Origin of the sequence: Haloarchaeobius litoreus, from assembly GCF_024495425.1 — an archaeon.
Classification (GTDB): Archaea; Halobacteriota; Halobacteria; order Halobacteriales; family Natrialbaceae; genus Haloarchaeobius; species Haloarchaeobius litoreus.
Genome location: NZ_JANHJR010000001.1, coordinates 408,294 through 427,146, shown reverse-complemented (window position 1 = coordinate 427,146; position 18,853 = coordinate 408,294). Strand labels below are relative to the sequence as shown.

The following is an 18,853-nucleotide window of genomic DNA, read 5'->3' as shown; positions in this document are numbered from 1 at the left end:
CATCACGACAGGTGCCGCCACACGTCTGTCGGCTCAGTGTCGTTCAACTCGGCGTTCGTCTGCATCTTCCGGAGTTCGGTGATACACCGCTTGGCCACCAGCGGGTAGACCTCGGCCGGGGTGAACGAGACGTGCAGCTCCATCAGTTCCGGCCAGTTCTCGGCCCACATGTCCTCGACGACCCGGGGATACAGCTCGTCGTTCAGGTGGAGCCCGAACTCGTGGTCCTCTTCGAGCATCATCTTCCGAACCTGCTTGCGAATCCGGGGGGGTGTACAGAACGAGGCGACCACGTACTCGGCACCGGATTCGGCGTCTTCCGGTTGCTGTCCGAACTGCTCCCGGTTGAGCTCTCTGAACTCGTCCCGGACGAGCTTCACGCGGCGTTCGTGTTCGTCGCTCCGGGCGACGACCCCCTCGACGCGGACGTCGGGCGCGAGCGACGACGTGGGAAACGTGTACGCCTCGGGGTCGAAGCCGTCAGTCGGCCGGTCGAGCACCGTCGCCGGGACGAAGGACTCGGACGTCCGTGCGTCCTCTACCCGGATTCGCTCGAAGATGTCCCATGCAGTTTCTAGTGGGAGGAACCCGTCGAACGTCTCCTCGTACGGGTTCCCCGGAGGTGTCATCGTCTCGACGGCCGAGTACGGGAGCACGTCGAATCCCACGAGTGCCGGAAGCTCCCGTTCGGTGTACCCGTAGTCCAGCGTCGAGTAGACGAGGTTCTCTGCATAAATCGCTAGCGGGCTGTCGTACTCTCGATGGAGTCGACGAAGCGCCGTTGTCTCTATCCCGTTCCGGAGCGTGCGGACAGCACGGTGGAGCGCACCGTCGATCGTGTCGAGTGAATCGCAATGGCTGCCTCGGATGGCTCGCCGTGTCCCGAAGACGATGCTCCCATCGCCGTCTGCTGCCGTCGAGACCTGTTGTGGGTAGGACTCGCTGTAGCGTTCGTCGTACAGCGTGAACCGAAAGCTGCTCCCGTCGAACTTCTCGATGAGGGTCAGGTCGTCGGCGTCGAATATCGAGGGCGAGACGACCGGATGGTCGTATCGGGGAATCTTCGGGTACACCTTCATTCGTCGTCACCTGTCCACTGGATTGGATGGACGACAGGTGTGGAAAAGCTACTGGGGCCATGTGACGCTGACCCACGATGTTCTGCATCGGGGAGACACCGTGGGAAATTAACCAACAAACTCCCCGTTGGTTAATTGGCGGTAGTGGCTCAAGGGCATCCCAGTCAGTCTCCCACGACCGTCACTGCGTATCGGTACTGTGGCTGCGTTATCTCGTTGGGTGCGTTCGGGAGTACACCGGACCCCACGAAGGGTGGACGCTCTCTGTCAATGTATCCGCACTCCAGCGTCAACCCCTGTAAGTCGGTGTCATACTGGATGTTTCCGGAAACATGTGCGTTTCCGAAATCAAAACCGCACGACTGCGACCGGATTGAACAGTCAGTTTCAACGACGAATACGTGTTTCTGGAAACGACCCAGTCACGCTTTTGGTACGTGCCACGATACATGCTGGTAGCACCAGATGATTCGCGATGCTCGCGTGCTCCGAGCTGGGTTCGTCCCGAGTGAAATCGAGCATCGTGACGCCGAACTCAACCACCTCTCCAGCGTCCTCGAACCGATCACGAACGGCGAACCCGCTGACACCGCAATCGTGACTGGCCCCAGTGGAACCGGAAAGACGTGTCTCTCGAAGTTCGTCACTGAACGCCTGCAGGAGGAGGTATTGGACGTCAAGTCGACGCACGTCAACTGCTGGCGGAACTACACCCGCTTCAGAGTGCTCTACCAGATTCTCGACGACCTCGGGAAGACCATCGACATCCATCGGCAGTCGACGCCCCGTGACGAGCTGGTCGACCGCCTCCAGCAGTACGACGACTCCCGGACGGTGGTCATCCTCGACGAGGTCGACCAGCTCGAGGACCCGAGCGTGCTCTACGACCTGCACTCCATCGAGAACATCGCGATCATCTGTATCGCGAACGAGGAGGAGCAGTTGTTCAGTCGCGTCGACGACCGTCTCGTGAGCCGACTGCGCTCCAGTGAGCACGTTCGGATGGACCGGTACCACAACGACCAGCTCTACGATATTCTGCAGGCACGTGCGAAGCGCGGCCTCGACCCCGGCACGGTTACCGAGCACCAGCTCTACCGGATTGCCGACGCGGCAGCCGGTGATGCACGACTCGGAATCGGTATCCTCCGCTCTGCGGCGGGGAAGGCCGACCGCGAGGAGTACGAGGAGATTACGGACGACCTCCTGCTCGATGCGGCGACGGACGCCCGCGCCCAGATCAAACAGCGGAGTCTCGACTCGCTCACCCCGCACCAGCGAGCAGTCTACGATATCGTTCGAAAACACGGGCCAGTCGGGCCGAGTGAGATTCACGACCGCTACACGGACGAGGTCGACGACCCGCGGACGAAGCGTACGGTTCGGACGTATCTCTCGAAAATGGAGCAGTACAACCTCCTCGACGCCGAGGGAACGAGTCGCGACCGAGAGTACTCTATCGTCGACCCGTCGAACACGTCACCGATTCAGTAACGCTGAGATGTCTATGTGGTGTGGCGGTTCGTTCGAATCTCGTGGGCTGCCAATTCGTTACTAGGATTCAATCAACGAAATATCACCCGTACGTGTGTTCAGCGACGAGCTCACCATCGGTGTCGAAGACGAATACCGTGTCACCGTTGTTGTTCCAGACGGGTGCATCTCGGCCCCAGTACAGCTCCGTGTCTGTGTCCGTGCCGTGCCCAGTGTAGAGAGTGACGCTCTCCCCTGGCGCGAGTGTGACGCTGCGTGGGATGGTATAGGTGTGGTCGGCAATGTCCTTGATCTGCCACATAGACAGGTCGAGCGTCGACTCACCCGTGTTTGTGAGGGTAACGTACTCGTCGTCCAGGTTGTCGTACTCGTCGCCGATGGCGTCCTCGTGGACTGAGATCGACAACTGGCTGTCGTCACTCCCTCCACCTGCAATGGTCGTCGCGGCCGTGGTTGTGGTCGGGGTCGGAGTTGGCGTCTGTGTTGGTACTGCCGTCGTGGTCGGCGTTGGAGAAGGAGTTGGTACTGCCGTCGTAGTCGGCGTCGACGCTGTTCGTACGGTCGTGCGTGTCGGCGTCGGCGTCGGGGTCGAGGGTGTAGTGGCGGTCGTCGCGGGAGGGTCGCTGGTTGTCTCCTCCTGAGCTGGAGTGTTCGTGTCTGTTTCGGCGAGCGCACTCTGTGTCGTCGCAGCGGGTGCTACGGTGGTGGCCGCTGGTTGGTTCGACGCGGTTGTTTCGGGGCTATCGCCGAGATTTAGAACGGCTCCGAAGACGCTGAGCGCAATGAACGTGTACACGAACGCGACGACTCCGGAGACCACTCCTCCGGTCTCCGAAATCCCCGGGAGGAAACTCAGACGATGTGCAGCCTCCCGGTAGTTGGTCGCGATGGCACCAGCCACCATGAACGGAAGCAGGAAAAGCACGACCGGAAGTAGTACGAATACGATGATTAGGTAGAGAAGGAACCTCCACCGGCTATTTCGGGCGGAATTGAGTTTATCCGAGAAGGAATCCAATCGTGACATGGGTCGTGCCACCCGCATCCCGCGACCGGTGAATCACCGTGTCAATTCGGACTTTGAGGAAATAGCTTTGTGGACGACTACCAAACGCCCTCGTTCCCGAATTCGGAATCATGTACGATATTCACTGCCCATGTAGCATCCGTTCCTTTGAAATTATATTTGGGATGTATCTCAGCCGAAGTTGTTTCAGCGGAGTGGAAACCTCTCTAACCGGATTCCAATAGCCGCCGTAGCTGCGATTCCGTGAAACCGCCCAGGAAACACGCTTCGTGGCCAAGGTACCCCATCAACACCGGAGAGATTGGCAGTTTCCCCTGTTTTCCTGAAATGCGGAAGTCACACGCCGTCGCTTTTCGGTACATCCGTCATCCGTTCGGGTATGACTGAAAATTCCAAGCGAGGTCGGCTCGCGGTTGACAAACCGGTTCGCGGGGCAGACCGCAATCGGGAGCTCGTCGACCGGGCAGACCCGGGAACGGAGAGTCTCCTGCTTCCCTCGCTCGACGACGGAATCACGCTGCTGGATTTCGATGAAGGGCGCGGTGTGTCGAGTCTGCAGTCACTCGTGCTCGACCACCTCCTCATGCACGACGGGCCAGCCTTCTGGGTGGATGCCAGCGGTCACGCGACGACGACCACACTCGCACAGCTCACACCCAGCCAGCGGCTCCTCGATCGGATACACGTCGCCCGTGGCTTCACCGCCTACCAGCACTACGGCATCGTCTCCGACCTTCCCGCAGCCGTGAACCAGTCGATCAAGGACGCGACCACAGACGCCGACCGGTCGCGTCGACAGCAAGCCGGAGAGGAGAACAGATCGTCTCGATTCACGCCGTCGCTCATCGTCGTCCCGGCCGTTGACGCGCAGTACCGAGCTGACGACACGCTCGGGGAGACTCACGCGGAGACACTACAGATGCGTGTTCTTGCACGGCTTGCGACCTACGCGAAATCCTACGACGTGCCGGTCCTCGTCACGCGCAGCGAGCAGGACGAGTTCACGGAACCGGTCGCGACGGTGGCGGACCATCATCTCGAGTGCGAGCAGACCCGGATGGGCCCTCGATTCGTCGGCGACGACTTCGAGACGCTCGTCTATCCGGTCGACGACGGCGCGTACTACCAGACGACGCTTACCTACTGGAGAGAGCTCCTCAACGCTCGTGCGGCGCAGGTCGGGGTGGAGCCGGGCACGCCCTCGGCCTCGATGGAATCTGGTGGCGTCGGAATGGGTGTCACTGCCGACGGCGAAACGACGAGGCTCGGTGCGAATCCCTTGCTCGATGTGTGAACGAGTGGCGGTGGAGGAGGTCGATAGCGATGGGTCGGACGAACCCGACCTACCGTGATGCGCTGCGAGCCATCGAGGAACGCTGGGCGGACTACAGGCGAGCGCTTCGGCTCCGTGACCAGACCCGGTTCGACCAGCTGTTCGCCTACGCGAAGGAGCACGCCGACGCGAGCGGCTTCCTCAACCATCAGAATCCACTCATCCCCGCGCGGTTCAGCATCGACATCGAGCAGGAGCGCCGACTCGACGAGCACGACGAGCGCCTCGCGGAACTCGAAGCGGCGCTCGACTCCTCTCAGGAAGAACCCACCAATCACGAGACGGACGGCTAACGATGCCGTTCACGATCGACTTTCTCGACGACGGCCGGGTGCTCGAATGGGAGTCGACGGCTGACGGTGCGGTCGTGACCGAACGCGACGACTACACCCCACGCTTCTACGTGGCTCCGCGCTCACCCGACGCAGACATTGACCTCACGAGATTGCGCACGCTCTACGAGCGTCACCCGGACATCGTCGCGACGGAATACGTGTCTCGACGGCCCGGCTTTCGCCGCGACGACGAAGAGGTGCTCGCGGTCCACGTGGACCACATCGACCGGGTCGCCCCACTCGCACAGCAGGCCAGACAGCTATCTGCATATCCTGTCGGCAATCTCGCCTGTTTCAACGTCGACCTCTCGCGGGAGTTCCGCTACTGTCTGGAGACAGGCGTCGACCCGGTACCCGAATCGGAATTGTCGACACTCCGCCTCAGCGTTCCGGTCACCGAGACGGCTGGGGACGAGTACGGCGAACTGTCCATCGCTGGCGAGACGGTTTCAGGTGCCTCCGAGGAGATCCTGGCCGCGGTTCAACGGGCGGTCGAGGAACGTGACCCCGACGTCCTTGTCTGCTCGACGAGCGAGATTATCCCGACGCTGTTCGAGATGGCGACGGGCGCGGATGTCGACGAGTTCACGCTGAGTCGCTGGCCAGGTGCAAAATACCAGCAGCTCGCGAGTCGGTCGACGTATTCGAGCTATGGTCGCGTCGGCCATTCGCCAGCGCGGTACAACGTCCCCGGGCGAGCAATCGTCGACGAGTCGAACACGTTCTTCCACGGCGAGACGAACCTCGACGGTGTCCTCGACCTCGTCTCGCGCTCGAAGAAGCCCCTTCGGGAGGTCGCGTGGGCGTCGATAGGGAACGTGCTCACGGCGATTCAGATCTGCGAGGCCCACGACCGCGGCGTGCTGGTGCCGTGGAACTCCTGGCGACACGAGTTCTACAAGCCGATGGGCACGCTCCACGAGGCCGACCGTGGCGGATTCATCTTCGCACCAGAGGTCGGCTTCCACGAAGACGTTCACGAGCTCGACTTCTCGAGCCTCTATCCGAACATCATCTGCACCCGGAACGTCTCGCCGGACGTGATTCGGTGTGAATGCCATCGCCATCGCGACGATGTCCCCGGACTCGGCTACGCCATCTGTGACGAGCGTGGATACCTCGTCGACGTTCTCCAGCCCATCATCGACGCCCGCGACGAGATCAAGAGCGAAATCCGTCGTGAGGAACAGCGTGACGACCCGAACCAGGAGCGCCTCGCAGAACTCAGAGGACGGTCGGGTGCCCTCAAATGGATACTCGTCGCGTGCTTTGGCTATCAGGGTTTCTCGAACGCCAAGTACGGACGAATCGAGTGCCACGAGGCGATTAACGCGTTCGCCCGCGAGATTCTGCTGGACGCGAAACAACGGCTGGAGGAAGGCGGGTGGCGTGTCGTCCACGGCATCGTCGACTCCATCTGGGTGACCCCTGACTCCGATGTGGGCGACAGCCAACGCGAGGACCTCGGGAGGCTCGCAGACGAGATTACGGAGACTGTCGAGATTCGACTCGAACACGAGGCCCACTACGACTGGGTCGCGTTCGTCCCCCAGCGGAACAGCGACACTGGGGCGTTGACGAAGTACTTTGGGAAGGTTGCTGGCAAAGACGAGTACAAGCTTCGGGGAATCGAAGCGCGGCAGCGTTCGACGCCGAAGTTCATCGAATCCGTTCAGCGACATTGTATTGAGAAGCTCGATACGACGAGGTCACCTGAGGCGGTGCTGGGGTGTCTCAGGACTGCGATTGGGAGGCTCCACGCTGGGAAGGTCTCGACTGACCAGCTCATCCATCGGAACCGTGTTTCGAAGCCACTCGAAGGGTACAAGCAGAACACCCGGAACGTGGCTGCGCTCAAACGTGCCCGTGATCAGAAATTGGCTGTGCATCCCGGACAGAGTATCGAGTACGTCGTTGTCGACGACTCGAATTCCTCACGGGAACGTGTCGCACTCGCGCACGAGGAGGTCGGGGCCTACGACGCCTCGTACTATGAGACACAGCTCGTTCGTGCTGTAGAGAGCATTCTTTCGCCACTTGGATGGGACCAAGCGGATATTCAGAGAGAGCTTGTTGAGACACGTGAAACCGATCTGGCCGATTTCATAACTCTTGAGCCAGATTAGGAGACGTCGATGAATTCCAAGATAGAGGGTGGCTGGACGCACAAGGGATTTGAGTTGGTCTCTTTGGGAGCGTCAACAACGTCTCTGTGGTCGGCCAGGCGTCGATAGAGACAGCTTCCTAACTGATTAGTTGGGCTCGTCTACCACTAGTGCTTCGTCAGAATCCAGTTGGAAATCAAGACTAAGTTACTGGTGACGCTTCGTGGCGTACTGAGACTCAGCCGTAAAGTGTGTGTCAGTACGCTTCGAATCCAGACCCGTCGTGATAGTACATCGCAGGCACAGTCGTGTCCTCGACGTTGAGCCCTTCGTAGCCGTTTCCGTTCCATTGGCCGGTGCTCGATGGGTCACCCGAATTGATGCCCTTTCCGTTGACAACGATACGAGCTGCGTTCGCGCCACGATTGACGGTTACATCACTTCCACGGGCGTCGATGCCACAATCGAACATGTTGGAGTTGACGCCCACGTCGATGGTCCAAGACAGGTCGGTTCCACCAATATTGAGCGCGGGGCAACCCTGCAGCCAATCAAGTGAGGCAACTGTCTCGTTGTTCCCGACCGCCAGTCGCTCACAGGAAATTTCACGCATTCTCGACGCCGACCCTCTAGTCGTATCACCGGTATCGAGCGCCGCGACGCCACTCGTGAATACGGCTACGTCTTCGACCTTTACGTTGTCAGGTCGGCCGTCTGAGGTTGCTTCCAAGCGCACGCCCGATCTGGTCGGCATGTTCGTTGCAGTTTGTCGAACACGCTCGATGTCGCCCTGTTCTGATTGTCCGCGCCCTACGACGACATCCTGATTCCCAGACCCACGAACACCTTCGACGTGGAAGTTGATGACGCTGTTTGAGGTTCCGTCGAGCACGACGGTTGAGTTGTCGAAGACTGCGCCCTGTAACGTATTGACTTGAAGACCTCCTATCGGATGGTCGTCGGCGACGGCATAGACACCACGTTGGAAGTTCCCGCTTGAAGTTGCCCCCCCCTTGAGCCCGTGGAGCCTGAGACGGCTCGCCCCTGTGGTTTTCACGAGGTTCGTGACGCCACCATTGCATCTCCATATCCCGCCTTGGATGTCGATATTTTCAGGTTTGTTGGACCCGTCGATTACCTCTATGTAGTTGGTGAAACTGTTCGCAGGGTCGTGGCTGATGTTGCTCCTCCAGGCTTTGATGACGACGTTGTCGCGGTCGTTGTCGATAGTGATCGCACCGTCCATCTCCCAGCAGACGATACCGTTGCCGAGTGTGACGGTGTCGTCTCGGCTGCCGTCGTTGTCTTGGTCTGGAGGCGGGATGATTACAGCGTGGGACTCGCCGTCCCTCCATCCAGACGTAAGCGTGTCCCACTTGGCGTTAAGGGTGCCACCGTTGACTTCGGGCAGGTAGTGGATGTTTCCCACGTCCTCTGCATGCACCGATTCGTGATTCGCACGTGTGGTCCCATCCCCAACCGTGTTTGTGTCCGCATCGTACACGGTGGTCCCGTCGCTCGTGATGTCGCCAACCATCAAATCAGGCTCCCGGTTCAGCTCCGTACTGGTGCCGTTGGCGGTGTCGATCTCACCGATTTTCAACGACGGATTCGAGGGTGAACTGTCGTCGCCAACGATGTGAATTGAAACCGCATCCCGCGTACTCGGGTCTATCGTGAGATACACGTAGTTCGCACCGCTCGTAATTGGAAGCGAGATGTTCTGGCGCTGCTCGGTGAGCACGACATAGGCCCGGTTCGTCGACGAATCCGCGACCACAGCCATCCCGTTCCCGATGGTGAGCGTGTTGTCCCGATAGTCCGCGCTGAATCTGAGACCACGCTCGACGTAGTCACTGCTGTTGCTGCGTGCGAGCAGTCGCGCAAGGTTCGACTCAGTGAGGTCGTCCCCGTTCTGGAAGAGCACGGTGTCGGGCAGAGATTCGGATACTGTTTTACGAAACTCGGCGGTCGAGCGTGGGCTGGATGTCGCCGCCAACCCGGCTGCTGCGAGGATACCAAGTGCCCGCCGACGAGAGAAATCCATACTGCGGTTTGGGGCCATCAGTCGGGTTTGTTATCGACGAGTTACCCGGTCGGGTCACAGTTTATGCATAGCGTGACGAAGCCGTCCCAGAGAGACAGCGGAGCGGGTCCGACAGCGGCGACCATCGCGATGGTTTTATTCCACTCATCGCGGAGTATCACGGTATGGACGACGTTCGGTCCGCGACTGAGTCTCTGATCGCGGACAAACCCGCCCTCGAAGACGACCTGGAGGCGGTCCTCGATGTCGACGCGGACGCCGACGGCTGGACGTTCGACGATATCCCGGTCGATTCGGGGGTGTTCGGCGAACTGGTGTCTCGCGGCATCGTCGGGAAGGCTGACGACGGCGACTACCGTGTCGCGGACCGCACGGCGGTGCGTGCCGCGCTCGACGGCGACGACACCATGGTTGCGGACGACGGCTCGGCAGTTTCGATTCCTTCTCTCTCGCTTCCCTCGGTCGACCGTCGCGCTGCGCTCGCACTCGTGGGTGCCCTCCTGCTCGTCGTGGCGATGCGCGCGTTCCCGAGTCCGTCGGTGTTCCGCGGCGACGCGGTCGTGCTCTCCTCGAACGACCCCTATCTGTACCGCTACTGGGTGGACCAGCTGCTCGCGAAGTCGAGTGGCCCGCTCGATTTCGCCGTGCTCGGAGAGATGGCGCAGATGGCGAACGGCGAACCGCTGCTCGTCGCGGTGCTCTGGTTCATTTCGGCGCTGCTGGGCGGCGGCCAGCATACCGCGGGTGTCGTACTCGCTGTGTATCCCGTCGTCGCTGCCGTCGTCGCCGCTGTCCTGCTGTACCTGCTCGCGGTGCGGCTGACCGGCGACCGTCGCGCCGGGCTGGCTGCGGTCGTCATGCTCGCGGTGACGCCGGACCACGCACTCCGTACCGCGATTGGCTTCGCAGACCACCACGCGTTCGACTACCCGTGGCTCTTGCTCACCGCATACGGGCTGGTGGGCGCGCTCGACCGCCCGGACCTCCGTGACGGCGAGGGCTGGCTCGCGACGGTGTGTCTCGGGGTCGGTATCGCCGGGCAGGTCCTCGCGTGGGAGGCTGGGCCGCTGCTGATACTGCCCGTCAGTATCGCCGTCGCCGCCTCCGCCCTCGCGCTGGTCGCCGTCGACGAGAGCGTGCTCGCCGCCCATCGCTCGCTGCTTGTCGGGACCGCTATCGGGGCAGGTCTCGTCGGACTGGTCCACGTGACGTTGGGATGGCACGCGACGGTCGTCGTCGCGACGCCAGCGCTGCTGTTCGCGGGCGTCGCTGGTGTGACGCTGCTCGGTGAGGCGTTCGTTCGGTCCGCCGTCGCTGGCGAACGGACGACTGAGGCATTCGTCGGCGTGCAGACTGCCGTCGGTGCTGGCGTCCTCGTCGTCGCGTTCGTGGTCCTTCCGGAGTTCGGGGACACGCTCACCAGACGCCTCGACTTCCTGCTGAACACGCCGGGCGTCGCCGAGACGGGCTCCCTGTTCAAGAGCGACCTCGGGCTGTTTCTCGCACCGCTGTTCTCGTTCGGGCTGGTGCTGTTCTTCGCGCTGCCGTACCTCGGGTGGGTGACGTGGCGTGCGGCCCGCGTCCCGAGTCGTCGGTGGTTCGTCCCCGTCAGCTACGCCTGGTGGTTCCTCCTGCTCTCGGCGATTCAGGTCCGCTTCAGCGGGGAACTCGCTGCCTTCGCGGCGCTCTTCGCTGGCGTGGGATTCGTCCACGTCGTGGCACTCGTTGATCTCACCGAACGGGTTCCCGCCATCCTCGCGAGCGAACGGCAACTCGCGGATGGCGTTCCATCTCTCCGGCCGCTCCCGCGTCCCGACCGGACGACCGTGCAGTACGTGGCAGTCATCCTCGTCGTCGTCGCCGGGGTCGGCATGCTGTTCTCCCCGTTGAAGATCGGACTTACCACCATCGACGGTGGGGAGTACGAGACGGCGACGGCCATCGACGCACACGCCGCCGAACACGACATCGACTATCCCGAGAACTACGTGTTCAGCGAGTGGGACCGCAACCGGATGTACAACTACTTCGTCAGCGGCGAGTCACGCTCGTACGGATACGCCCAGTCGAACTACGAGGAGTTCCTGTCTGCTGACAACGGGAGTCGCTGGTACGAACGGTTGACGGCTGACGAGCGCGCCGGATACATCATCACTACCGACGAGTTCTCGGGGCGAGGGCTCCGGGCCGATTCGCTCCATATCCGTCTCCACGAGCACGTCGGGAGCACGAACGGGAGCGTCGACGGACTCGGGCACTACCAGCTCGTCCAGGTCAGGGACGGTGGGTCCGTCAAGATATTCTCGACGGTCACAGGTGCCCGGCTCGTCGGAAACGTCCCGGCGGGCGACACCGTAGAGACCACGTTCACCGTCGACGGGGAGACGTACACGTACGAGCGGACGGTCGAGCGAAACGGCGCGGGCGTGTACGAACTCACTGTCCCGTACGCTGGCGACTACACCCTCGGGGACGAGACGATCGCCGTCTCTGAATCGGCAGTCGCAGAGGGCGGGACGACCAGTCGATTCGAGGGTCCGGGAGCCGCCCACTGGTCCTTCGACTCGAACGAGGGGCGGAGCGTCTACGACCTCTCCAGCGGACAGCACGCCAGCATCGACGGTGCGACGTGGGCCGACGGTTCCTCCGGGTCCGCACTCTCGTTCGACGGCGAGGACGACGTCGCGACCGTCCCAAATCCCGACGAGATCGCGATCGGTCCGAACGAGTCACTGACCGTCTCTGTCGTCCTCAGGGGAGACCTGACAGCGAGCGGTGAGCGCCTCCCGCGTGTGCTCGAGTACGGCTCCGGCGACACCGGTCGCTTCGGTATCTGGGCACGCACATCGTTGAACGACTTCGGGGTCCGGTTCGACGATGTGGAGGGCGACCAGGTCAAGAACTTCGGTATCAACGGCACGTCGTTCGACGACTGGACCCGCATCACCGTCGTCCTTGACCGGGAGGTCGACGAGGTCCGACTGTACCGGAACGACACTCTCGTTTCGACCCGGGACGCTTCACAACTCGACGCGATTCGAACGGACGGTGAACTCCGTTTCGGCGGCAGACCGGGAAGTCAGTACGCCTCGATGACGCTCGATGACGTGCGAGTGTACCATGACGTCGTCCTGCCCGAGGACATCCCAGCGGGTGGCTCGAATCGGTCGGTCGCGGTGGCGTGACGGCATCCGTCGAATCCGGCTGCGGCCGTCGGATTCGGATCGACTGAACCGAAGTACTTATTCGCGTCAAATGGGCTGGTTGAACCGATGGAACACGGTCGAGCGCTGTACCTGCTGTGGCTCGTCGGTGCGGTGTGTCTCGGGCTGGTCGCGACGGGTGTCGCCCTCGCGATTCGAGGCGCTCCGCTGGGGCCGCCAGTTGCCCTGTTCTGTTCCGTGTCCGTTCTCGCTGCGACAGTCGTCCTCGCGCCGCTCGCGAAGACGGTCGGTCGACGGACCGTCGCCGTCGTCGGACTCGGGGTGCGGGGAACTGCGGTCGCTGCGCTCGTGCTGTTCACCGGCTGGACCCTCGCGACGCCGTCGCTCGCGACGCTCCCGGCCGTGGCCGGTGCGGTCTCTGTGTTCGCCCTCCTCGTCCCCGCACTCGGACTCGGCTACCAGTCGCTGGTGGCACGGAGGCGCGAGGGGGCGGTCGTCGTGGGTTCCGACCTCGACGACATCGCCACGGCTGCCGAGCGGCTCGATGGCTCCGTCACGGGCTTCGTCCGACTCGCGGACGGGGTCTCGACGGAACCGGTTCATCTGACAGATGGGGCGATCGAACTCAGACGGGAGACGCTCGAATCGTTGCCCACCGAGCTCGCGAGCAGCGGCACACGATTCGGAGCCACGCTGGACTCGGCTACGCCCGAGCGCGTCGTCCTCGCGTTCTCCGACGTGACCCGCGACGGTGCGTTCTCCGTCCTCGACGCCTGTCACGCGCGCAACCTGCCGGTCGCCACGACAGAGCCAGCCAGCGACCGACTGCTCACTGGATCGAGGACCGACGACGGATTCGTCGAGGTCCACACTTCGCCACTCACCCCGTGGCAAGAACTCGAGAAACGGGCGTTCGACATCGCGTTCGCCGTCGCCGGGCTCGTCTTCGTCACGCCGTTCGTGCCGCTCATCGCGCTCGCCGTCCGACTCGATAGCCCGGGCCCGATACTCTACCGACAAGTCCGAACGGAACGGTTCGGCAACCGGTTCGTCCTCCCGAAATTCCGGACGATGGTCGAGAACGCCGAGTCGGAGACGGGGGCTGTCATCATGGACGACAACGAGGACTCACGAATCACCCGTGTCGGTGCCGTGCTGCGCACCACGTACCTGGACGAGATTCCACAGCTCGTCTCGGTACTCGTCGGCCGGATGAGCGCCGTCGGACCGCGTCCCGAACGACCGGAGCTCGATGCGGAGTGGACGGACGATGTCCCGGCGTGGCCACGACGGTGGCACGTCAAACCCGGCCTCACCGGTTTTGCACAGGTCGACTTCGAGGGATTCGACGAGGGGCAGTACGCCGCCGACAACCTGCGGGCCGACGACCGGTACATGTCGGAGTGGTCGCTCTGGCTGGACTGCAAGCTCGTTGCCATGCAGTTCGGGAAACTCTTCGAGAAGCTAAATGGCGACTAGTTCTCGGCGACCTTCCGCAGTGCGGTCACCAAGTCGTCCACGTCCGCGTCGGTCATCTCCGGGTGCAGCGGGAGACAGAGCAGTCGTGCGGCCACGTCGTCAACGGTCGAGAGGTCGGTCCTGTCGAGGTCGGCGAACGCGGTGTGACGGTGGATGGGAATGTAGTGGACGCTCGTGCCGAACCCCTCGGCGGTGAGTGCCCGGTCGAACGCGTCGCGGTCCCGTCCGATCTGTTCGGGGTCCACCGTAATCGGATAGAGGTGCCGTGCGTGCTCGTCGGCGTCGCGGACCGCGAGCGGCTCGACGCCGTCGACGTCCGCGAGCCGGGCGTCGAGTTCGTCGGCGACCGCCCGCCGCCGCTCGATAAACCCATCGAGTCGGTCGAGCTGTGCGATGCCGATGGACGCCTGCACGTCCGTCATGTTGTACTTGCCCGACACCGCCTGCACGTCGTAGTGCCAGCTCGGTCTGTTGGTGTCCTCGCGCTCCCAGGCATCCTTGTTGACGCCCGCGAGTCGGAGCTTGCGCGCCGTCTCCGCGAGTTCGTCGTCGTCGGTCACCAGCATCCCGCCCTCGCTCGTCGTAATCGACTTGGTCGCGTAGAACGAGTAGCAGCCAGCGTCGCCGAGCGTGCCCTGCGCCTCGCCCTCGAACGACCCGCCGAGGCCGTGAGCCGCGTCCTCGATGAGCGCGAGGTCGTGATCCTCGGCGAGGTCGCGGTACACGTCCATGTCAGTCGCCTGTCCCGCGTAGTGAACCGGGACGATAGCGTCCGTCTCGTCGGTGATGGCTTCCTTCACCGACTCGGGGTCCAGCGTGAGCGTGTCCGGCCGAACGTCGGCGAGCACCGGTGTCGCGCCAGCCTGCATCGCGCTGGAGACGGTCGTCGCGAACGTCAGCGGCGTCGTGATGACCTCACCCTCGACGTCGAGTGCGCGGTACGAGAGGTACAGCGCACTCGTGCAGTTCGTCGTGCCGATGGCGTGGCCAGCGTCGGTCCGGTCGGCGACTGCGGACTCGAACTCGTCGACGCGACCACCGGTGGTCAGCCAGCCGGAGCGCAGCGCGTCAGCGACGTTCTCGACCTCGTCGTCACCCAGCACCGGGGTCGCGAAGTCGAGCGGCTCCTCGCGGACCGACTCGCCCCCCTCGATCGCGAGTTCGTCGCCTGCCATCACTCGACCTCCTTCCCGCCCGAGGCGTGGTTCAGATGGAGCGGCGAGTCCGGGTCCTCGATGGCCTCCGTTTCGAGTGCGTCGCGTATCTCGTCGATACCCTGGGGGAGCCGAATCTCGGGGACGAAGCCGGTCGCCTCGCGGAGCTTCTCGAACGTGACGCGGTAGGTCCGGTCGTCGCTCACCGTCTCGTCGACGGTGACGTCGGCCTCGGGGACGGCGTCGTCGATCAGCTTGCCGACCTCGGCCATCGTGTAGTTCTCGTCGTCGCGACCGACGTTGAACACCTCGCCGCCCACGTCCTCGGCGGGGGCGTCGAGTACCGCCCGAATACCTCGTGCCACGTCGCGCGTGTGGATGAACGGTCGCCACTGGTCGCCGCCGAAGATTGTCCCCGTTCCCTGCTCGACCGCCATCTTCGTGAGGAGGTTCACGACCAGGTCGAACCGTGGGCGCGGCGAGAGTCCGTAGACGGTTGCCAGCCGGAGCGCCGTCACGTCGAGGCCCATCGGCTCCTCCAGCAGAGAGGTCTCGGCGAGCTGTTTCGTCTGCGCGTAGACGGAGACGGGGTTGACCGGCGATGTCTCGTCGAGCATCGACCCGGTCTCGGAGTTCCCGTAGACGCTGCACGTCGAGACGAAGACGAACTGCGAGACGTCGTGCTCGGCTGCCAGCTGCTTGGTCCGCACCGTGGCGTCGAGGTTGGTCTCGATTGCTTCGTCGACGGCGTCCGAACAGGCCGGGTCACCGACGATGGCGGCCATGTGGACGATATCGTCCGCGCGGGAGACGGCGTCTTCGAGCACGTCCTCGTCACGGACGTCGCCCTCGATTATGGTCAGGCTGTCGTCGTCGCGCAGTTCGGCGAGCGCATTGTCGCCGAAGAGAAAGCGGTCCAGAACGACGACATCGTGTCCATCGTCGAGAAGCTGTCGGGTGAGAATCGAACCGAGGTAGCCGGCCCCGCCGGTTACGAGGACCGTCGAATCACTCATGGTATGAAGGGGTTACGTCGTACATTAAACGGTTGCTATTCGTGTCAGGCGAGGATGTTGAGTCGGGACGACCCAGAACAGGTTTAGTGTACTCCACCACAACAGGCGAGTGATGGAAATATATCTATTTAAGCTGAATGGCTGGTCGAGTAACTTCGACGAGCGCATCGTCGCGCTCTCGAAGTCAGTCGACTCGCTAGTTATCTTTCGTTCTCGGCCCGACGGTGAAAGCAACGTATCGTCGCTTGAGGGTGTCTCTGTCGTCGACATCCCACCGACGCGGGGGACGTTTGTGACTCCCGGCTGGGTGAAGCCATTCGTCTTCTTCTTGCATGTGTTCTTCGCTGTCGTTGCCGCGCTTGCGATGATGCTCAAAAAGCGACGACGGCCCGACGCGGTACACGCACTCGACTACATCCTTGGAGGGTTCTCCGCGATGCTGACGGCGACGGCGAGCCGCGTCCCACTGGTCGTGAGCGTTCGGGGACTCAAGGAGCCTGCGTACAGGAACATGGTTTCCGAGAGCGGAACCCGGCGTGCACGGGTGAACTATCGGATTTTGGTGACCCTCTCGCGCCTGATTATCCCACGCGCAGCCCACATCGTGACCAAGGCCGAGTATCAACGCGAGTTCGTCAGGGAGACCTACGGCGTAACCTGCGGGTTCACCACGGCACCTACCGGCGTCGACTTCGAAACGTTCGACCCTGCACGCGTCCCGCCAGGAAATCCCTACGAAGCGCTGTTTTCAGATGTCCCCGTCGACCTCGACGACTCGACTATCGTCCTCTATCTCGGCAAGTTTCTCCCACGGAAAGGGTTCGACAGGCTGGTGGAGTTCGTCGAGGAGCTCGACGACGACCTCCCCGAGGATGTGGTATTCATCGCTGTCGGTGGGTTCCGTGACGAGAGCTTCGAACGTCGGTTGTCGGGCCGTCTCGATGCACTCGGAACGCGCTTTCTCGTCCATTCGGAGCGGGTCGATTTCGAAGACGTTCCAGCACTGCTCGCCACCGCCGATGCGACCACACTCCTCTCCGAGCCTGCGAACGAGGGAGTGCCACGTGTGCTGCAGGAGTCGTGTGCGATGCAGACTCCCATCGTCGCAGCCGATGTGACGGGTATCGCTCGCGCATTCGATGGGTTGCCGGGCTGTACTCTGGTCGACCGGGACGATTCGACGGCGTTCGAAGCTGCCATATACGACGTTCGAGAGTCGCGCCCGGAGATGCCACGCAACGTGTTCCGCGAGCGGTTCGACATCACCAGTAACTACGCGAAGTACGCAGATGCCTACGCAGCCGTGCAGTGAGTGACCACGTGCTCAAAGGCAAGACTTAGAACAGGAATCCGACAAGGAGTACGCACATGGCGACAGGAGATGGAACCGACACCAGACTGACGCTCGTGTCGCAGTTCTTCCACCCGGATACATCTGCGAATGCGAGTGTACTCTCAGAGCTTGCCGTCGGTCTCGAAGCACGTGGGTTCGACATCGCAGTCGTCACGGGCCAGCCCGCATACGCTTCCGAGGACCGCACAGAGAAGCAACCAACGCGGGAGACGTACGAGGGCGTCGGCATCCGTCGCATCTTCTCGACCCGATTCGACAAGAACGAGAGCACGGCAAAACGGATGGTGAACGATGCCGTCTTCTTCTTCTCCGCGTTCGTGCATCTCCTGTTCAGGCGGGACGAGACGGGCGTACTTCTGCTGCCGACCGCGCCACCGTTCCTGCCGATTCTGGGATGGGTACTCTCGCGCGTTCGCGGCTACGAGTACGTCCCAATCGTTCTGGACCTGTACCCGGATTTGGCCGTCGAGCTCGACTACCTCTCCGAGGGCGGGGTGGTGTATCGCGTCTGGGACTGGTTGAACAGACGTGCCTATCGGAACGCTACTCTGACGGTCACCATCGGGGAGACGATGGAGGAGACGCTTGAGCGGAAGTACGGGCCCTGTGAGACGGCGGTTGTCCACAACTGGGAAGACGGCTCCGTCATCCAGCCGAAGGCGAAGGCGGACAACGAGTTCTCCGAGGAACACGGCCTCGTCGAACCGACGACGGTCCTCTACTCGGGGAATCACGGGATGCACCACGACCTGGAGAGTGTCGTGGAAGCTGCCGCAACGCTGGAGGAAAAACGTGACGACGAGCTTCGTTTTCAGTTCATCGGAGAGGGCGGTCGGAAGGCGACCTTGGTGGGGATGGCCGACGAACAGAATCTCGACTCGGTTTCGTTCCTTCCGTACCAGCCGGTCGAGCGGCTTCCGGAGTCGCTCACTTCGGGTGATATCGCGGTCGTCTCCATGCAGGAAGGCGTCGAAGGTCTGTGCGTGTCGTCGAAATTCTACACGGCCATCGCGAGCGGGCAGGCGATACTGGCCATCGCGAACGAGGAGACCGAAATCGCGCGGATCGTCGCCGAATCAGACTGTGGCATCCGGGTCGACCCGAAGCACCCGGACCAGATCGTCTCAGCCATCGAATACTGGCTCGACAACCCTGACGAGATGCGGACGATGGGCGAGCGCGCTCGCTCGGTCTTCGAGGAACGCTACGAGAGGGAGGAGGCAATCGACCGATACGCGTCTGTGCTGAACCTCGTCTCCGGGTGAG

General features: G+C 62.5%; 13 protein-coding genes. 8 read left to right on the top strand and 5 right to left on the bottom strand.

Annotated elements, in window-relative coordinates; genetic code table 11:
• Window positions 1-2: 2 nt before the first annotated feature.
• A complete protein-coding gene (locus NOW55_RS02165) occupies window positions 3-1,079 on the bottom strand; it encodes a hypothetical protein (protein ID WP_256398413.1) in 1,077 nt (358 codons plus the stop codon).
• A gap of 465 nt (window positions 1,080-1,544) precedes the next feature.
• Here NOW55_RS02165 and NOW55_RS02160 point away from each other — a divergent pair, with 465 nt between their 5' ends.
• Window positions 1,545-2,573 carry a Cdc6/Cdc18 family protein gene (locus NOW55_RS02160; RefSeq protein ID WP_256398411.1) on the top strand — a complete coding sequence of 343 codons (1,029 nt, stop codon included), beginning with the start codon at window positions 1,545-1,547 and terminating at the stop codon, window positions 2,571-2,573.
• Window positions 2,574-2,655: 82 nt separating this feature from the next.
• Here NOW55_RS02160 and NOW55_RS02155 read toward each other — a convergent pair whose 3' ends face one another.
• Window positions 2,656-3,600 (bottom strand): lamin tail domain-containing protein, encoded by a 945-nt coding sequence (locus tag NOW55_RS02155; RefSeq protein WP_256398410.1) that lies wholly within the window; start codon window positions 3,598-3,600, stop codon window positions 2,656-2,658.
• A 379-nt stretch (window positions 3,601-3,979) separates the two neighbouring features.
• On the opposite strand from NOW55_RS02155, the gene NOW55_RS02150 reads away from it, so the two are divergent.
• Genes NOW55_RS02150 through NOW55_RS02140 form a run of 3 tightly spaced genes read left to right on the top strand, consistent with a single transcriptional unit; the run spans window position 3,980 to window position 7,394 of the window.
• Window positions 3,980-4,894 carry a hypothetical protein gene (locus tag NOW55_RS02150; protein ID WP_256398409.1) on the top strand — a complete coding sequence of 305 codons (915 nt, stop codon included), beginning with the start codon at window positions 3,980-3,982 and terminating at the stop codon, window positions 4,892-4,894.
• A gap of 29 nt (window positions 4,895-4,923) precedes the next feature.
• On the top strand, window positions 4,924-5,226 hold the full coding sequence (locus tag NOW55_RS02145; protein WP_256398408.1) for a DUF8156 family protein: 303 nt from the start codon (window positions 4,924-4,926) through the stop codon (window positions 5,224-5,226).
• A gap of 2 nt (window positions 5,227-5,228) precedes the next feature.
• Window positions 5,229-7,394, top strand: a complete 2,166-nt coding sequence (locus NOW55_RS02140) for a type B DNA-directed DNA polymerase (protein ID WP_256398407.1) — start codon at window positions 5,229-5,231, stop codon at window positions 7,392-7,394.
• A 235-nt stretch (window positions 7,395-7,629) separates the two neighbouring features.
• Here the strand turns inward: NOW55_RS02140 and NOW55_RS02135 are convergent, their stop codons facing one another.
• Window positions 7,630-9,420 carry a hypothetical protein gene (locus NOW55_RS02135; protein ID WP_256398406.1) on the bottom strand — a complete coding sequence of 597 codons (1,791 nt, stop codon included), beginning with the start codon at window positions 9,418-9,420 and terminating at the stop codon, window positions 7,630-7,632.
• Window positions 9,421-9,584: 164 nt separating this feature from the next.
• Here NOW55_RS02135 and NOW55_RS02130 point away from each other — a divergent pair, with 164 nt between their 5' ends.
• Both NOW55_RS02130 and NOW55_RS02125 read left to right on the top strand, forming a co-directional pair.
• Complete coding sequence (locus NOW55_RS02130; RefSeq protein WP_256398405.1) at window positions 9,585-12,605, top strand: STT3 domain-containing protein; 3,021 nt, start codon at window positions 9,585-9,587, stop codon at window positions 12,603-12,605.
• An 87-nt stretch (window positions 12,606-12,692) separates the two neighbouring features.
• A complete protein-coding gene (locus NOW55_RS02125; RefSeq protein WP_256398404.1) occupies window positions 12,693-14,063 on the top strand; it encodes a sugar transferase in 1,371 nt (456 codons plus the stop codon).
• On the opposite strand, the gene NOW55_RS02120 is transcribed toward NOW55_RS02125, so the two are convergent.
• Window positions 14,060-15,238: a DegT/DnrJ/EryC1/StrS family aminotransferase gene (locus tag NOW55_RS02120; protein WP_256398403.1), complete on the bottom strand. Its 1,179-nt coding sequence runs from the start codon at window positions 15,236-15,238 to the stop codon at window positions 14,060-14,062. The two genes, NOW55_RS02125 and NOW55_RS02120, sit on opposite strands and share 4 nt — an antisense overlap.
• Window positions 15,238-16,233 carry an NAD-dependent epimerase/dehydratase family protein gene (locus tag NOW55_RS02115; RefSeq protein ID WP_256398402.1) on the bottom strand — a complete coding sequence of 332 codons (996 nt, stop codon included), beginning with the start codon at window positions 16,231-16,233 and terminating at the stop codon, window positions 15,238-15,240. Before NOW55_RS02115 ends, NOW55_RS02120 begins: the two co-directional genes overlap by 1 nt.
• Before the next feature lie 112 nt (window positions 16,234-16,345).
• Here NOW55_RS02115 and NOW55_RS02110 point away from each other — a divergent pair, with 112 nt between their 5' ends.
• Both NOW55_RS02110 and NOW55_RS02105 read left to right on the top strand, forming a co-directional pair.
• Window positions 16,346-17,545, top strand: coding sequence for a glycosyltransferase (locus tag NOW55_RS02110; protein WP_256398401.1), 1,200 nt, complete (start codon window positions 16,346-16,348; stop codon window positions 17,543-17,545).
• 95 nt (window positions 17,546-17,640) lie between these two features.
• On the top strand, window positions 17,641-18,852 hold the full coding sequence (locus NOW55_RS02105) for a glycosyltransferase family 4 protein (protein WP_256398400.1): 1,212 nt from the start codon (window positions 17,641-17,643) through the stop codon (window positions 18,850-18,852).
• The last annotated feature ends 1 nt before the right edge of the window (window position 18,853 follow it).

What these genes read in the sequence shown, in the direction of transcription:
- NOW55_RS02165 (WP_256398413.1), bottom strand. Translation starts at nt 1,079, where the DNA reads ATGAAGGTGTACCCGAAGATTCCCCGATACGACCATCCGGTCGTCTCG.
- NOW55_RS02120 (WP_256398403.1), bottom strand. Translation starts at nt 15,238, where the DNA reads ATGGCAGGCGACGAACTCGCGATCGAGGGGGGCGAGTCGGTCCGCGAG.
- NOW55_RS02130 (WP_256398405.1), top strand. Translation starts at nt 9,585, where the DNA reads ATGGACGACGTTCGGTCCGCGACTGAGTCTCTGATCGCGGACAAACCC.
- NOW55_RS02135 (WP_256398406.1), bottom strand. Translation starts at nt 9,420, where the DNA reads ATGGATTTCTCTCGTCGGCGGGCACTTGGTATCCTCGCAGCAGCCGGG.
- NOW55_RS02145 (WP_256398408.1), top strand. Translation starts at nt 4,924, where the DNA reads ATGGGTCGGACGAACCCGACCTACCGTGATGCGCTGCGAGCCATCGAG.
- NOW55_RS02125 (WP_256398404.1), top strand. Translation starts at nt 12,693, where the DNA reads ATGGAACACGGTCGAGCGCTGTACCTGCTGTGGCTCGTCGGTGCGGTG.
- NOW55_RS02160 (WP_256398411.1), top strand. Translation starts at nt 1,545, where the DNA reads ATGATTCGCGATGCTCGCGTGCTCCGAGCTGGGTTCGTCCCGAGTGAA.
- NOW55_RS02155 (WP_256398410.1), bottom strand. Translation starts at nt 3,600, where the DNA reads ATGTCACGATTGGATTCCTTCTCGGATAAACTCAATTCCGCCCGAAAT.
- NOW55_RS02140 (WP_256398407.1), top strand. Translation starts at nt 5,229, where the DNA reads ATGCCGTTCACGATCGACTTTCTCGACGACGGCCGGGTGCTCGAATGG.
- NOW55_RS02110 (WP_256398401.1), top strand. Translation starts at nt 16,346, where the DNA reads ATGGAAATATATCTATTTAAGCTGAATGGCTGGTCGAGTAACTTCGAC.
- NOW55_RS02150 (WP_256398409.1), top strand. Translation starts at nt 3,980, where the DNA reads ATGACTGAAAATTCCAAGCGAGGTCGGCTCGCGGTTGACAAACCGGTT.
- NOW55_RS02115 (WP_256398402.1), bottom strand. Translation starts at nt 16,233, where the DNA reads ATGAGTGATTCGACGGTCCTCGTAACCGGCGGGGCCGGCTACCTCGGT.